The sequence below is a fragment of the Actinotalea caeni genome, from assembly GCF_009733795.1.
Lineage (GTDB): Bacteria > Actinomycetota > Actinomycetes > Actinomycetales > Beutenbergiaceae > Pseudactinotalea > Pseudactinotalea caeni.
Genome location: NZ_WNXX01000007.1, coordinates 78,572 through 92,777 on the forward strand (window position 1 = coordinate 78,572; position 14,206 = coordinate 92,777).

The following is a 14,206-nucleotide window of genomic DNA, read 5'->3' on the forward strand; positions in this document are numbered from 1 at the left end:
TCCCGCCGTGCGCAAGCAGGAGAGACGACAGTGTGTTGGAACCGCCTGGAGGGGGCAGAACTGGGTTGAAACCGTCTGAGGGGGCGACAGTGGGTTGAAACCGCCTGTGGGGGCAGGACTGGGTTGAAAGCGCTTGACCCTCACGCAGCGTGAGGCGGGACCGTCTCGGGTGTGGTGGACCTGCTCGAGCGCGAGGCCGACCTGGCGGTGCCGGTCGGCACCGTGGCGCACCCCGCTGCGCGCCGGGTGCGCGACGTGCTGCGCTCGCGCGCGGCCGCGCCGCGATCCTTCGTCGTCGACGACGAGGACAACGTGCGCGAGGCGGTCCGGCAGGGCGTGCGGATCGAGGCGCTCTACGCGACGGCCGCGGCGGCCGACGTCCGCGACGCCGTCGCACGCGACCTCCCGGCGCGGGTCGCCCGGTACGTGCTCGCCGACGACGTCGCGACAGCGCTGTTCGGCACCGAGCGCAGGTCGCGGTTCTTCGCGCTCGCCCGGCGGCCGCGGCTCCCCGGGCTGGACGAGGTGCTCGCGCGACGGGGCGACGTCGTCGTGCTCGACGGCGTGCGGCTCGTCGGCAACATCGGGGCCGTCACACGCAGCGCGGCCGCGTTCGGCGCGGCCGGCGTCGTGCTCGTCGACAGCGGGCTGGTGAGCACGCTCGACCGCCGCCTGGTCCGCGCCAGCCGCGGTCTCGTGCTCGCGCTCCCGGTCGTGCTCGCCGGCCGCCGCGAGACCTCTCGCGCGCTGGCGCGCGCCGGCATCCCGGTGGCGACCCTGAGCCCCGACGCGCCCGCACCGCTGCGCGCGGTGCGCGACGTCCGACGGCGGGTGGCCCTGGTCCTCGGCGGCGAGCGACGCGGCGTCGACCCCGACAGGTGGGGGCGAGGCGGGCTGCGCCTGACGATCCCGATGACCGGCGACGTCGAGTCGCTCAACGTCTCGGTCGCGGCCGCGCTCGCGCTCTACGAGCGCCAGGCCGCGGTCGCCGAGCCGGCGCGCGCACCCGTCGGCGCCGCCCCGGTCGACTACCCCCGATAGCCGACCAGGGGCAGGAAGACGTCGTCGACGATCTGCTCGATCTGCTGGGGCGACGCGGCGGAACGGTGCAGCAGCACGTCGTGGCGCCACAGGTCGAGCGCGACGTCACGAGCCCGTCGGGGCACGTCCGCCGTCGGGATCTCGCCGCGATCCTCGGCGCGGCCGAGGATCGCGGTCATGCGCTCCTCGTTGCGCCTCGCGACGGGTCTCCGGAGATCGGCGAGGCTGACGCCGCCCGTGGAGCCGAGCTGGGCGACCAGCTGCAGGCCGAGCCGTGCCCGGGAGCCGTTGGCCACCGTCAGCAGCTCGAGGACGTCACCGCGCAGGGAACCGGTGTCGGGCGTGGGGACGGGGTGGGAGTCGAGCAGCTGCAGCGCGGCGGCCAGCGCGAGCTCGCGCTTGGTGGGCCAGCGTCGGTAGAGCACCGCGCGACTGGTCTGCGCGCGCTCGGCGACCGCCTCGTAGGTGAGGTCGTCGTACCCGGAGGCCAGGAGCTCAGCGAGTGCGGCGTCGAGGAGCGCGGCCTCGAGCTCGGCGCCTCGGCGGCGGCGCGCGGGTGTGGCAGACGTCTCATTAAGAGGCATTGTGTTCCTTATCGACCAAGCGTACTCTGCTCATCCAAGATACACATTGTCTCTTAGATCTCGGAGGGATCGTGATGGAGACGACACTCGAGAGGGTCGAGCCGAAGGTCTGGCCCGTCGCCTGGTCGACCCTCGTCGGCGGGATGTCGGTGCTCTTCGCGACGACGATCGTCGCCGTCGCCGTCGAGCCCCTCGCCGGTGAGCTCGGTGTGCCGCTGTCGAGCGTGCAGTGGATCAGCACCGGGTACCTGCTGGCGCTCGCCATGGTCATCCCGATCACGCCGTGGGCGCAGCGGCGCGTCGGCGGTCGCCGGCTCTGGCTCTACGCCCTGGCGGGGTTCACGGTCGCCTCGGTGCTCGCGGCGCTCGCCTGGGACGCGCCCTCGCTCATCGCGTTCCGCGTGCTGCAGGGCGCGGCGGGCGGGATCCTCGTGCCCCTGATGTCGACGCTGGTCATCCAGGCCGCGGCGGGCAAGGGGCTGGCACGCGTGATGGCGGTGGTGAGCCTGCCCGCCGTCCTCGGCCCCGTCCTCGGCCCGGTGCTCGGCGGCGTCGTGCTCGACTCGCTCGGCTGGCGCTGGCTCTTCCTGGTCACGCTGCCGCTCGCGGTCGTCGGCATCCCGCTCGCCGCCCGGTACCTGCCGGCGGACGAGCAGCCCGAGCCCGCCACGCTCGACGTCGTCGGGCTGGTCCTGATGGCGGGCGGCATCGCAGGCGTGCTGCTCGGGACGAGCAACGCCAGCCACGACGGCGGCTTCCTGCACCCCGACGTGCTGCTGCCGCTGGTCGCCGGCCTGCTCGCCGTCGCTGTCTTCGCCTGGCGCGCCGTGCGCAGCCCCGAGGACGCGCTGGTCGACCTGCGCCTGCTGCGGCACCGCTCGCTGTCGTCGGCGACGGCCCTGCTGCTGCTGTCGGGGATCGCGCTCTACGGGGCCATGCTGCTGGTGCCGCTGTACTTCCAGCAGCTGCGCGGTGAGAGCGCGATGGTCGCCGGCCTGCTGCTCCTCCCGCAGGGCGTGGGGATGCTGCTGAGCCGCAGCGTCGTCGCCCGGCTGTCGGAGACGCTCGGTGCGCGGGCCGTCGTCGTCGCCGGGTTCGCGGTCGTCGCGCTCGGCACCGTCCCGTTCGTCGCTGCCACCGAGAGCACCGGCATGGGCCTGATCGGTGCGGCCCTGCTGCTGCGCGGCCTCGGGCTCGGCGCGGTCACGGTGCCGCTGATGGCGGTCGCCTACGAGGGGCTCGCGCACGACGAGGTCCCGCACGCGAGCGTCATCAGCCGCGTCGGGCAGCAGCTCGGCGGCTCGTTCGGGACGGCGGTCCTCGCCGTCGTGCTGCAGGGTGCGCTCGCGACGGCGAGTGCCCCGGCTCTCGGCTTCCACGTCGCGTTCGGGTGGGCGACCGCGCTCACCGTCGTGGCCGTGGCGCTGGCGTTCCTGCTCCCCGGCAGGGCGGCTCGGGTGTGACGTGAGTCACATCCGCTTGCGCAGAGAACGACCGTTCTCTACTCTCATGGATGTCGGAGAACGACCGTTCTCCCACCGAACCAGGAAACACGGAGAGAGATCATGGGCTACATCACCGTCGGCACCGAGAACTCGACCGACATCCAGCTGCACTACACCGACCGCGGCGCAGGCCAGCCGGTCGTGCTGATCCACGGCTACCCCCTCAACGGCGCGAGCTGGGAGAAGCAGGAGCGGGCGCTCATCGACGCCGGCTACCGCGTCATCACCTACGACCGCCGCGGCTTCGGCGACTCGTCGAAGGTCGGCACGGGCTACGACTACGACACGTTCGCCGCCGACCTCGACACGGTCCTCGAGACGCTCGACCTGCGCGACGTCATCCTCGTCGGGTTCTCGATGGGGACCGGCGAGCTGGCCCGCTACGTCCGCCGGCACGGCACCGAGCGGGTCGCCAAGCTGGCCTTCCTCGCCTCGCTCGAGCCCTTCCTCGTCCAGCGCGACGACAACCCCGAGGGCGTGCCCCAGGACGTCTTCGACGGCATCATCGAGGCTGCGCGCAACGACCGCTACGCGTGGTTCACGCAGTTCTACAAGGACTTCTACAACCTCGACGAGACGCTCGGGACCCGGATCTCCGAGGAGGTCGTGCGGGCGAGCTGGAACACCGCGGTGGGCAGCGCCCCGGTGGCCGCGTACGCGGTCGTGCCGACCTGGATCGAGGACTTCCGTCCGGACGTCGAGGCGGTCCGCGAGGCCGGTCTGCCGACGCTGATCCTGCACGGCACGAAGGACAACATCCTGCCGATCGACGCGACCGGGCGCCGGTTCCACGAGCTCGTCCCCGACGCGACGTACGTCGAGATCGAGGACGCGCCCCACGGCCTGCTCTGGACGCACGCCGAGGAGGTCAACCAGGCCCTGCTCGACTTCGTCAAGGCCTGAGGAACGACCCGACGGCCGCCGGGAGAACGGAAGTTCTCTCGGCGGCCTACACTGAGGGGGTGGACGCCGTGACGACCGAGGACCGACGCGAGCGGATCGTGGCCGCAGCCGACCGGCTGTTCTACGGCCGCGGCATCGGCCAGGTCGGCATGGACGCGGTGCGCGACGAGTCCGGCGTCTCGCTCAAGTCGATCTACCGCGAGTTCCCCTCCAAGGAGGACCTCGTGCTCGCGGTGCTCGCGCACCGGCACGCCATGTGGACCGACGGCGTCGACCGCGCGGTCGCCCGCACCACGGACCCGAGGGAGCGGCTGCTGGCGGTCTACGACTTCCTCGCCGAGTGGTTCAGCGAGCGGGACTTCCGCGGCTGCGGGTTCATCAACGCCTTCGGCGAGCTCGGCGCCGCGAGCCAGCGGGTCGCCGAGGCGGTCCGCGAGCACAAGGCGTCCTTCCAGCGCCACGTCGACCGGCTGGTCGCCGAGGCCGGCGGGCCCGCGAGCCTCGGCCCGCAGCTGGCGATCCTCGCCGAGGGTGCGCAGACGACGGCGGCCATCTCCGGCAACGCCGAGGCCGCCGAGTCCGCGCGCGAGGCCGCGCGGACCCTCATCGAGTCCGCGCTCTGAGAGCGCGGCGCACGCGCACCAGCGCCCGTCGGGTACCGACCCGGCGGGCGCTGTCGCGCGCCTAGGACGCGAGCGAGCGCAGGTGGGCCAGGCTGCGCCTGACGTCGGCGACCGGGCCCTCGCCGTCGGGCTCGCCGGCAAGGATCGTGTCCTGCTCGAGCACCCACCAGCCGTCGTAGCCGACGCGCGTGAGGACGGCGACGATCGCGGGCAGGTCGACGTCGCCGTCGCCCAGCGGCACGTACATCCCGGCCCGGACGGCGTCGGTGTAGGTGAGCTCGCCGGCCTGCACCTTCGCGGCGAGGTCGGCGCGCACGTCCTTGGCGTGCACGTGCCCGATGCGGTCGGCGTGCGAGCGGACGAGCTCGGCCGGGTCGGTGCCGCCGATCATGAGGTGGCCGGTGTCCAGGCACAGCGGCACCGAGGTGCGGTCGAGCACGCGGGCGACGTCGTCGAACGTCTCGACGAGCGTGCCGACGTGAGGGTGCAGGGTGGGGCGGATGCCGCGGCCGCGTGCGTGCTCGGCGAGCCGGTCCAGGTTGTCGAGCAGCCGCCGCCACTCCTCGTTCGTCAGCTCGGGGCGGGCGTCGTAGCCGTCGCTGCCGGTCGCCGCGGCCATGACGAGCACGTCCCCGCCGGCGGCGTCGAACGCGTCGAGCTCGGCCTCGAGCGCGGGCAGCGGGTCGTGATCGGCGACGTGGCCCACCACCGGCACGAACGCGCCGACGGCGGCCAGCCCGGCGTCGGCGAGCACCCGTGCTCGCTCGGCGGGCGCCTCCGGCAGCCAGCCCTGCGGGCCGAACTCGGTGGCGACCAGGCCGACCTCGCGCATCTCGCGCAGCACGCGCTCCGGCTCGAGCTGGTGGCCCCAGCCCGGCACCTCGCAGACGCCCCAGCTGATCGGTGCCCCGGCGACCCTCATGCGCGGGCCTCGCAGACCTGCGCGGTGGGTCGGGGCAGGCGGGCGGGCTGCGTCGTGCTCATCGGTGGGCCTCCTCGTGGATCGAGATCGTGGTGCCGGTGCGGGCGGACTCGGCGGCCGCCTCGGCGAGGACGAGGGCGGCGCGGCCGTCGGCCAGCGCCGGCCGCTGCGGGGTGCCGGCGAGCGCCGCCTGCACGAACGCGTCCAGCTCGGCCGCGTAGGCGCGCCGGTAGCGCTCGAGGAAGAACGGCAGGAACGGCCCGGACTGCTCGGTGCCGCTCGCGTCGTGCAGCCGCACCGAGCTGGCGCGCTGGTTGGTCACCTCGAGCGTGCCGGTGCTGCCGAACACCTCGATCCGCTGGTCGTAGCCGGCGACGCTGTGCCGGGAGTTGACGACGACGGCGACGGCGCCGCTCGCGCCGGTGAGGGTGAGCGTGGCGGCGTCGTAGGTGTCCTCGACCGCGGGGTCGAGGTGCTGGCCGACGGCGTGCACGGCGACGACCTCGCCCAGCAGGTGCCGCGCCATGTCGAGGTCGTGGATCGTCATGTCCTTGAAGATCCCGCCCGAGACGCGCAGGTACTCCGCAGGCGGCGGCGCCGGGTCGCGGCTGATGATCGTCACCTGCTCGACGGCGCCGACCTCGCCGGCCTGCACGCGCGCGTGCACCTCGGCGACGCTCGGGTCGAACCGGCGGTTGAAGCCGACCATCACGCGGCCCGCCCGCTCGCCCAGGGCGTCGATGCAGGCGTCGACGGCGGCGACCTCGAGCGCGACCGGCTTCTCCATGAGCACCGACTTGCCCGCGCCGACCGCCGCCAGCGTGTGCGGCACGTGCAGCGGCGTGGGGGAGGCGACGACGACGGCGTCGACGTCGTCGCTGGTCAGCGCGGCGTCGGCGTCGGTCGTCGAGGCCGCGCCGTAGGAGCCGGCGAGGCGGGCGGCCGCGTCGGCGTCGGGGTCGGCGACGAGCACGAGCTCGGCGTCGGCGTGGTCGCGGATCGTGCGTGCGTGCACGGCGCCGATACGACCGGCGCCGACGACGGCGATCCTCAGTCGGGTGGTCATGGCGCCTACTTCTCGCCGTCGCCGGAGAAGTGGAACGACGCGGCCACCTTCCGAGCGGGCCAGCGCTGCGTCGTCACCTTCGCACGCGTGCAGAAGCGGACGCCCTCGGGTCCGTAGATCGGGCTGTCGCCGAACATCGAGTCCTTCCAGCCGCCGAAGCTGTGCCACGCGACCGGCACCGGGATCGGCACGTTGACGCCGACCATGCCGACCTGCACGCGACGCCGGAACTCGCGCGCCGCGGCGCCCGAGGAGGTGAAGATCGCGGTGCCGTTGCCGTAGGGGTTGGCGTTGACGACGTCGATCGCCTCGTCGAGGTCGGCGACGCGGACGACGTCGAGGACCGGCCCGAAGACCTCCTCGCGGTACACCTCGTGGTCGGTCGCGACGTGGTCGATGAGCGTCGGGCCGACGAAGAAGCCCTCCTCGTGGCCCTCGACGACCAGGCCGCGGCCGTCGACGACGAGCGAGGCGCCCTCGCGCTCGGCGGAGCCGATGAGGCCCTCGATGCGCTCCTTGGCGGCGGCCGTGATGACCGGGCCCATGTCGGCGTCGGGGTGGTCGCCCGGGGCGACGCGCACCGCGCGCGCCCGCTCGGCGAGCAGCGCGACCAGCTCGTCGGCGACCTCCTCGGCGACGACGGCGACCGACAGCGCCATGCAGCGCTCGCCGGCAGACCCGTACGCGGCGGCGGTCAGGTGGTCGGCGGCGTCGGAGAGGTCGGCGTCGGCGAGCACGACGCCGTGGTTCTTCGCCCCGCCCAGCGCCTGCACGCGCTTGCCGGCCGCGCTCGCGGCCGCGTGCACCTGGCGCGCGATCGGCGTCGAGCCCACGAACGAGACCGCGGCGACGTCCGGGTGCTCGATCAGCGCCGTCACGGTGTCCTTGTCGCCGTGCACGACCGTGAACACGCCGTCGGGCAGCCCGGCCTCCTGCCAGAGGCGGGCGAGCACGTTGGCGGCGGACGGGTCGCGCTCGGACGGCTTGAGGACGAAGGCGTTGCCGGTCGCGATCGCGACCGGGGACATCCATAGCGGCACCATCGCGGGGAAGTTGAACGGCGTGACGCCGGCGACGACGCCCAGCGGCTCGCGCAGCGTGAACACCTCGATGCCGGTGGCGGCCTCGTCGCTCAGCTCGCCCTTGAGCAGCTGCGGCAGCCCGCACGCGTGCTCGACGACCTCCAGGCCGCGCGCCACCTCGCCGCGCGCGTCGGAGAGCACCTTGCCGTGCTCGCGGCTGATGACCCTCGCCAGCTCGTCGGTGTGCGCGGCGAGCAGCTCGCGGAACCGGAACAGCACCGCCGCGCGCTTGGCCAGCGACAGCCCGCCCCACACCCGCTGCGCGGCGACGGCCGAGCGCACGGCGGCGTCGACCTCCTCGGCACCGGCCAGCGCGACACGGCCGACCTGGGCGCCGGTCGCGGGGTTGAAGACGGGCGCGGTACGCGCGGGCTCGGCCTCGATCTGGGCGCCGTCGACCCAGTGACCGACCAGGTAGGTCTCGGTCGTCGGGCTGGGGGCGGTGGTGGTCACAGGTAGTACCTCTGGTTCGTGCGGTCGCGCTCGTAGTCGGCACGAGCGCGCTGGGTGGCGGGGAGCGTGGAGACCTCGCTGACGGGGACGTCCCACCAGGCGGTGCCGGGCGGGTTCGGCCCGGTGAGGTCGGTCTCGACGACGACGACGGTCGTGCGGTCGTTCTCGCGCGCCTTCCGCAGCGCCGTGCGCAGCTCGTCCAGACCGCCGGGGGTGAGGACGTCGGCGCCGAGGCTCGCGGCGTTGGCGGCGAGGTCGACCGGGTCCGGGCCGCCGTCGAGCAGGCCGGTCTCGGGGTTGCGGGTGCGGTAGGCGGTGCCGAACCGCTCGGAGCCGTGCGACTCCGACAGCGACCCGATCGAGGCGAACCCGTGGTTCTGCACGAGCACGACGATCACCTTGATGCCTTCCGACACCAGGGTCGCGAGCTCCTGCGGGGCCATCTGGTAGCCGCCGTCGCCGACGAGCGCGTACACCTCGGCGTCGGGGCGCGCGAGCTTGACGCCCATCGCGGCGGGGATCTCGTACCCCATGCAGGAGTAGCCGTACTCGAGGTGGTACTGGCCCGGTGCGGAGGCGCGGAACAGCTGCTGCAGGTCGCCGGGCGCGGAGCCGGCGGCGTTGATCAGCACGTCGTCGGCGGTCACGGCCTCGTTGAGGACGCCGAGCACCGCGGTCTGCGCGGGCAGCGGCCCGTGCTCGACGCCGTAGCAGGCGTCGACCGTGCGCTGGGCCTCCTCGCGCAGCCGGGTCACCTCGGCCGCGTAGCCCTGCTCGACGGCGTACCCCGCGAGCGCCGCGGTCAGCGCGGTGAGCGCCTCCCGGGCGTCGGCGACGACCATCTCGGCGCCGTGCTTGGCGGCGTCGAAGCCCGCGACGTTGATGTTGACGAAGGTCGCGTCGGGCCCGAACACCGTGCGGCTCGCGGTCGTGAAGTCGGTCCAGCGGGTGCCGACACCGATGACGACGTCGGCCTGCGCGGCGAGCGCGTTGGCGCTGCCGGCGCCGGTCGCGCCGAGCCCGCCGACCGCCGCCGGGTGGTCCCAGCGGATCGCGCCCTTGCCGGCCTGGGTGTCGGCGACGGGGATGCCGGTGGCGTCGGCGAACGCCGTGAGGGCCTCGCTCGCGCCGGAGTAGATCGCGCCGCCGCCGGCGACGAGCAGGGGCCGGCGGGCGTGCCTGATCGCCTCGACGGCGCGCGCCAGCGCGTCGGGCTGGGGGACCGGGCGGCCGATGTGCCAGACCCGGTCGCGGAAGAACTCGACCGGCCAGTCGAAGGCCTCGGCCTGCACGTCCTGCGGGAGCGCGAGCGTCACCGCGCCGGTCTCGGCGGGGTCGGCGAGGACGCGCATCGCCTGCGGGGCGCTGGCGAGCAGCTGCTCGGGCCGCCAGATCCGGTCGAAGTAGCGCGACAGCGGCCGGAACGCGTCGTTGACGGTGATGTCGGGGCCGGTGGGCAGCTCGAGCTGCTGCAGCACCGGGTCCGGCACGCGGTTGGCGAAGACGTCCGAGGGCAGCAGCAGCACCGGGACGTGGTCGATGGTCGCCAGCGCGGCGCCGGTGAGCATGTTGGTCGAGCCGGGGCCGATCGAGGCCGCGCACGCCATCATCCGGGTGCGGTTGGCGGCGCGCGCGTAGCCGACCGCGGCGTGCACCATGCCCTGCTCGTTGCGGGCGAGGTAGTACGGGAGCTCGTCGGGGCCGCGCTCGCCGGCGGGCACGCCCGCCTCGCGGGCCTCGGTGTAGGCCTGCAGCAGGCCCTGCCCGAGACCGGCGACGTTGCCGTGCCCGAAGATCCCGAAGCACCCGGCGAACATCTGCTCGCGCACGCCGTCGCGCTCGGTCCACTGGTGCGCGAGGAACCGGACCAGCGCCTGCCCGGTCGTGAGCCGGACCGTCTCCTGGGTGCTCATGCGTCCTCCTCCGTCGTCGGTCGCGTGTACGGCAGCCGCGGGTCGACCTGCTGGTGCTCCCAGCTCTCGCGCAGCCACGCCCACGCCGGGTCGTCGGTCATCAGCCAGACGCCGTCGGTGGCGGGGCCGGCCATGACGTTGAGGTAGTACAGGTCGACGCCGGGCAGCGTCATCGAGGGGCCGTGGTAGCCGTGCGGGACGAGCGCGACGTCGCCGGTGCGGACCTCGGCGGCGACGTCGATGGGCCGCTCGGGCGTGCCGTAGTTGCGGTGGTAGGCCATGCCGGGGCCGCCCGGCGTGTCGGCCACCTCGAAGTAGTAGATCTCCTCGAGCTCGCGCTCGACGTCGCTGTGGGTGTCGTGCTTGTGCGGCGGGTAGCCGGAGGTGTTGCCGCCCGGCGTGTAGACCTCGCACACCAGCATCCGCTCGACCTCGACGCCGGAGTCGATCGTGTAGTTGTGGACCTGGCGGGAGCATGCGCCCGCGCCGCGCAGCAGCGTCGGCACCTCCTCGGACCGCAGCACCTGCAGCGGCAGCGTCCGCTCGGCCCGGGCGCGCGTCAGCGCCACCCGGGCGCCGGTGCCGCCCGCGACGACCTCGACCGTGCTGCCCAGCGGCAGGTAGGCGAAGTCGACGGGGCCGTGCCAGATCTCGGCGCGGCCGGCGAGGTCGACCGTGGTCCGCTCGCCGGTCGAGGTGGTCGCCGCCAGGCTCACGTCGCCGCGCAGCGGCAGCAGCCCGCCCTCGTCCGCGGTGAGGTCGAACCGCAGCCGGGCACCGGCGTCGAGGTCCTGCACGAGCAGGCCGGACCAGGCCCAGCCGGCGGTCTCGGGCGTGACGTCGGTGACGACGCCGGGCCGACCGGTCGAGCCGGCGCGCACCACGTGCTCGGTCACAGCAGCCCCACCGCCTGGTCGACGGCGGCGGCGACGTCGCCGTCCGGCGGGTACAGCAGCGCGCGACCGACCGCGAGACCGGTCACCGCGGGCAGCGAGGCCGCGGCGCGCCAGGGCTGGGCCTCGGCCGGGTCCGGCCCGACCTCGCCGCCCAGCAGCAGCACCGGCAGCGTGGTGGCGGCCAGCACGCGGTCCATCTCCGGCACCGCGGGCAGCTTCAGCCAGGTGTAGGCGGAGCTGCGCCCGAGGCCCGAGGCGATCGTGACCGACCGGATGACGGCGTCGGGGGAGAGGTCGTTGCGGACCCGCCCGTCGACCCGGGTGCTCCAGAACGGCTCGACGAGCGCGACCAGCCCGCGCTCGGCGAGCTCGTCGACGGCGCGCGCGCACGCCTCCATGGTCGCGACGCTCGCGGGGTCGTCGGGGTCGATCCGCAGCAGCATCTTGCCGCCGTCGAGACCCGACTCGGCGATGCCGCGGGCGTCGTAGCCGGTGAACCGGTCGTCGAGCTCGAACGCCGTGCCGGCCAGCCCGCCGCGGTTCATCGAGCCCAGCACGAGCTTGTGGTCGAGCGCACCGAGCAGCGCCAGCTCCTCGACGAGGTCGGCGGTGCCGAGGAAGCCGTGCACACCGGGCCGCGACAGCGCGACGGCGATGCGCTCGAGGAGGTCCGCGCGGTCGGCCATCGCGCGCGGGTCGTCCGCGACGGCGAGCGAGCCGCGCGCGGGGTGGTCGGCCGCGATGACCAGCAGCTTCTCGCCCGCGGGTGCACCGGGGAAGCGCGGGCGCTCGCGCAGCCGCTCGGCGAGCAGGCCTGGCCGCTCGCGGCGCACCGCGGTGATGTCGGCGCCGGTGGTCGCCGTCATGCCGAGGCCCCTGCGAGCAGGTCCTCGACCTCCGCCGTCGTCGGCATCGCGGTCGAGCACTCCAGACGGGAGGCGACGATCGCACCGGCCGCGCTCGCGAACGCGATCGTGCGGTGCAGGTCCCAGCTGCTGAGCAGGCCGTGGCACAGCGCGCCCCCGAAGCCGTCCCCGGCGCCGAGGCCGTTGACGACCTCGACCCGGCTCGCCTCGACGACGACCTCCTCGTCCGCGGTGCGGGCGAGCACGCCGCGCGGCCCCATCTTGACGATCGCGAGCTCGACGCCGGCCTCCAGCAGCGCGGCCGCGGCGCGGTCGGGTTCGGTCTCGCCGACCGCCATCGCGCACTCCTCGCGGTTGCCGACCGCGACGGTCACGTGGCCGAGCACGTCCCGGACGGCGGCGCTCGCGGTCGCCTCGTCGGCCCACAGCGTCGGCCGGTAGTCGAGGTCGAGCACGGTGTGCGTGCGACGGCCGCGGATCTCCAGCGCGGCGTGGTGCGCGGCGCGGCTGGGCTCGACCGAGAGCCCGGTGACGGTCGTCCACAGCAGCCGCGCGGAGGTGACGGCGTCGGCGTGGGCGCGCAGGTGCTCGGCGGTGATCTGCAGGTCGGGTGCGCTCGGCTCGCGGTAGAACCACAGCGGGAAGTCGTCCGGCGGGTGGATCTCGCAGAAGGTGATCGGGGTGTGCAGGTGGGGGTCGACGACGACGAACCGGTCGTCGACGCCGAGGTCGCGCATCTGGCGGCGCACGTAGATGCCGAACGGGTCGTCGCCGACGCCGGTGACGACCGCCGCGCTGCGCCCGTGCCGGGCGGCCGCGACCGCCACGTTGGTGGGGCTGCCCCCGAGGAACTTGCCGAAGGACGTGACATCCTCCAGGCCGACACCGATCTGCAGCGGGTACAGGTCGACGCCGCTGCGCCCCATCGTGAGGACGTCGAAGCCGGGCTCGTCCTGGGTCATGGAAGGTCCCCCTGGTGGTGCTCGTGCGGTCGGTCGGTGACGCGCTCGGTACCGAGCCTGCCCGCTCCGGCGACGATCCGCAAGTCTTTGTCAGGACATTCTTTCAAACGATCGTCCGCAGTAGTGTGTCCACCATCCACCGACGGAGAGGGGGAGTGGTGACGGAGTCGACGCCGCTGCGGCTGGACCTGGACCGCTCGAGCCCGGTGCCGCTGTACCACCAGCTCGCCTCGGCCATCGAGGCCGCGATCGCGGACGGCCAGCTCGCGCCCGGCACGAGTCTCGAGAACGAGATCGCGCTCGCGGCCCGTCTCGGGATCTCGCGCCCCACGGCGCGGCAGGCGCTGAAGTCGCTCGTCGACCGGGGCCTGCTGGTGCGCCGCCGTGGTGTCGGCACCCAGGTCGCGCCGGCGCAGATCCACCGGTCCGTCGGGCTGACAAGCCTCTACGACGACCTCGCGGGCGCCGGCCGCCGGCCCGCGACCGAGCTGCTGGAGTGGCAGCCCGTCGAGGCGTCCGCCGAGGTCGCCGCGGAGCTCGAGGTCGAGCCCGGTGCGCCCGTGGTCATGGTCCGGCGGCTGCGGACCGCCGACGGCGAGCCGATCGCGCTGCTCACCAACTACCTGCCCGAGCACCTCGCGCCGCCGGCCGAGGACCTGGAGCGCACCGGGCTGTACGAGTGCCTGCGCGCACGCGGCACGCAGCCCGCGGTGGCGCGGCAGCGGATCGGCGCCCGTGTCGCGACCGCGGCCGAGGCGCGTGCGCTCGGCGAGGGGGCGCGCAGCGCGGTGCTCACCGCCGTCCGCGTGGCCTTCGACGACGCCGGTCGCGCCATCGAGTCCGGCCACCACGTCTACCGCGCCTCGGTGTACGCCTTCGAGACGACGATGTTCGCGCGCTGAGGGCGCGCCCGGTCCCGGCGCGGCACCGCGTCTACAGCAGCGCCGCCGTCGTGGCCACGAGCGCGAACGCCCCGACGATCAGCGCCACCCGCGCGAGGTGGAAGCCGTCCCAGCGGCGGCGCTGCTCGCGCCAGTCGTCGGGGTGGGAGTCGGCCGTCCAGGTCGAGGTGCGGTTGTTGATCGGGACCAGCACCGCGACCGACAGCACCACGCTCACGGCCAGCAGCGCAGCGGCCGTGAGCGACAGCGCGCCGCCGGCGCCGCCCGTGGCCGCCGCGAGGCCCGCCGTCAGCGCGAGCGAGGTGATGTACCAGACGGGCATGAGCCGCCCGAGCATGCGTGCGCCGTGGGCGCCGGCCTCGAGCGACGGCCCGACGGCGAGCCCGTGGATGATCGGGTTGAGCACGGCGGCGACCGCGAGCTCGACGCCGACCATGAGGCCGACGACGGTGACGGTGAGCGCTGCGAGGGCGACGGTCATGGGATCC

The 14,206-nt window shown here is 74.3% G+C and carries 14 protein-coding genes; 5 read left to right on the forward strand and 9 right to left on the reverse strand.

The genetic code is table 11. From position 1 onward, the window contains the following. The first annotated feature begins 171 nt into the window (after positions 1 to 171). Positions 172 to 1,041: a TrmH family RNA methyltransferase gene (locus GPA02_RS08225; RefSeq protein ID WP_156199438.1), complete on the forward strand. Its 870-nt coding sequence runs from the start codon at positions 172 to 174 to the stop codon at positions 1,039 to 1,041. On the opposite strand, the gene GPA02_RS08230 is transcribed toward GPA02_RS08225, so the two are convergent. Further along, positions 1,029 to 1,625: a TetR/AcrR family transcriptional regulator gene (locus tag GPA02_RS08230; RefSeq protein WP_156199439.1), complete on the reverse strand. Its 597-nt coding sequence runs from the start codon at positions 1,623 to 1,625 to the stop codon at positions 1,029 to 1,031. The two genes, GPA02_RS08225 and GPA02_RS08230, sit on opposite strands and share 13 nt — an antisense overlap. A gap of 74 nt (positions 1,626 to 1,699) precedes the next feature. Between GPA02_RS08230 and GPA02_RS08235 the strand changes: the two genes are divergently transcribed. The 3 genes from GPA02_RS08235 (at position 1,700) to GPA02_RS08245 (ending at position 4,656) form a co-directional block, all read left to right on the forward strand. After that, a complete protein-coding gene (locus GPA02_RS08235; protein WP_156199440.1) occupies positions 1,700 to 3,088 on the forward strand; it encodes a DHA2 family efflux MFS transporter permease subunit in 1,389 nt (462 codons plus the stop codon). A gap of 102 nt (positions 3,089 to 3,190) precedes the next feature. Then, complete coding sequence (locus tag GPA02_RS08240) at positions 3,191 to 4,033, forward strand: alpha/beta fold hydrolase (protein ID WP_156199441.1); 843 nt, start codon at positions 3,191 to 3,193, stop codon at positions 4,031 to 4,033. Positions 4,034 to 4,101: 68 nt separating this feature from the next. Then, complete coding sequence (locus GPA02_RS08245) at positions 4,102 to 4,656, forward strand: TetR/AcrR family transcriptional regulator (protein ID WP_156199513.1); 555 nt, start codon at positions 4,102 to 4,104, stop codon at positions 4,654 to 4,656. 61 nt (positions 4,657 to 4,717) lie between these two features. Here GPA02_RS08245 and GPA02_RS08250 read toward each other — a convergent pair whose 3' ends face one another. Genes GPA02_RS08250 through iolC form a run of 7 tightly spaced genes read right to left on the reverse strand, consistent with a single transcriptional unit; the run spans position 4,718 to position 12,816 of the window. Then, positions 4,718 to 5,578 carry a TIM barrel protein gene (locus tag GPA02_RS08250; RefSeq protein ID WP_156199442.1) on the reverse strand — a complete coding sequence of 287 codons (861 nt, stop codon included), beginning with the start codon at positions 5,576 to 5,578 and terminating at the stop codon, positions 4,718 to 4,720. A 58-nt stretch (positions 5,579 to 5,636) separates the two neighbouring features. Continuing rightward, positions 5,637 to 6,644 (reverse strand): inositol 2-dehydrogenase, encoded by a 1,008-nt coding sequence (gene iolG, locus GPA02_RS08255; RefSeq protein ID WP_156199443.1) that lies wholly within the window; start codon positions 6,642 to 6,644, stop codon positions 5,637 to 5,639. 5 nt (positions 6,645 to 6,649) lie between these two features. Next, positions 6,650 to 8,179, reverse strand: coding sequence for a CoA-acylating methylmalonate-semialdehyde dehydrogenase (locus GPA02_RS08260; RefSeq protein WP_156199444.1), 1,530 nt, complete (start codon positions 8,177 to 8,179; stop codon positions 6,650 to 6,652). Beyond that, complete coding sequence (gene iolD, locus GPA02_RS08265) at positions 8,176 to 10,092, reverse strand: 3D-(3,5/4)-trihydroxycyclohexane-1,2-dione acylhydrolase (decyclizing) (protein ID WP_156199445.1); 1,917 nt, start codon at positions 10,090 to 10,092, stop codon at positions 8,176 to 8,178. The genes GPA02_RS08260 and iolD overlap by 4 nt, the downstream gene beginning before the upstream one ends. Beyond that, positions 10,089 to 10,988 (reverse strand): 5-deoxy-glucuronate isomerase, encoded by a 900-nt coding sequence (iolB, locus tag GPA02_RS08270; RefSeq protein WP_156199446.1) that lies wholly within the window; start codon positions 10,986 to 10,988, stop codon positions 10,089 to 10,091. The genes iolD and iolB overlap by 4 nt, the downstream gene beginning before the upstream one ends. Then, positions 10,985 to 11,854, reverse strand: a complete 870-nt coding sequence (locus tag GPA02_RS08275; RefSeq protein ID WP_156199447.1) for a Cgl0159 family (beta/alpha)8-fold protein — start codon at positions 11,852 to 11,854, stop codon at positions 10,985 to 10,987. The genes iolB and GPA02_RS08275 overlap by 4 nt, the downstream gene beginning before the upstream one ends. Then, positions 11,851 to 12,816, reverse strand: coding sequence for a 5-dehydro-2-deoxygluconokinase (iolC, locus tag GPA02_RS08280; RefSeq protein ID WP_156199448.1), 966 nt, complete (start codon positions 12,814 to 12,816; stop codon positions 11,851 to 11,853). The genes GPA02_RS08275 and iolC overlap by 4 nt, the downstream gene beginning before the upstream one ends. Before the next feature lie 158 nt (positions 12,817 to 12,974). Here iolC and GPA02_RS08285 point away from each other — a divergent pair, with 158 nt between their 5' ends. Continuing rightward, positions 12,975 to 13,718, forward strand: coding sequence for a GntR family transcriptional regulator (locus tag GPA02_RS08285; RefSeq protein WP_156199449.1), 744 nt, complete (start codon positions 12,975 to 12,977; stop codon positions 13,716 to 13,718). 31 nt (positions 13,719 to 13,749) lie between these two features. Here GPA02_RS08285 and GPA02_RS08290 read toward each other — a convergent pair whose 3' ends face one another. After that, positions 13,750 to 14,199 (reverse strand): anthrone oxygenase family protein, encoded by a 450-nt coding sequence (locus tag GPA02_RS08290; protein WP_156199450.1) that lies wholly within the window; start codon positions 14,197 to 14,199, stop codon positions 13,750 to 13,752. Positions 14,200 to 14,206 lie beyond the last annotated feature (7 nt).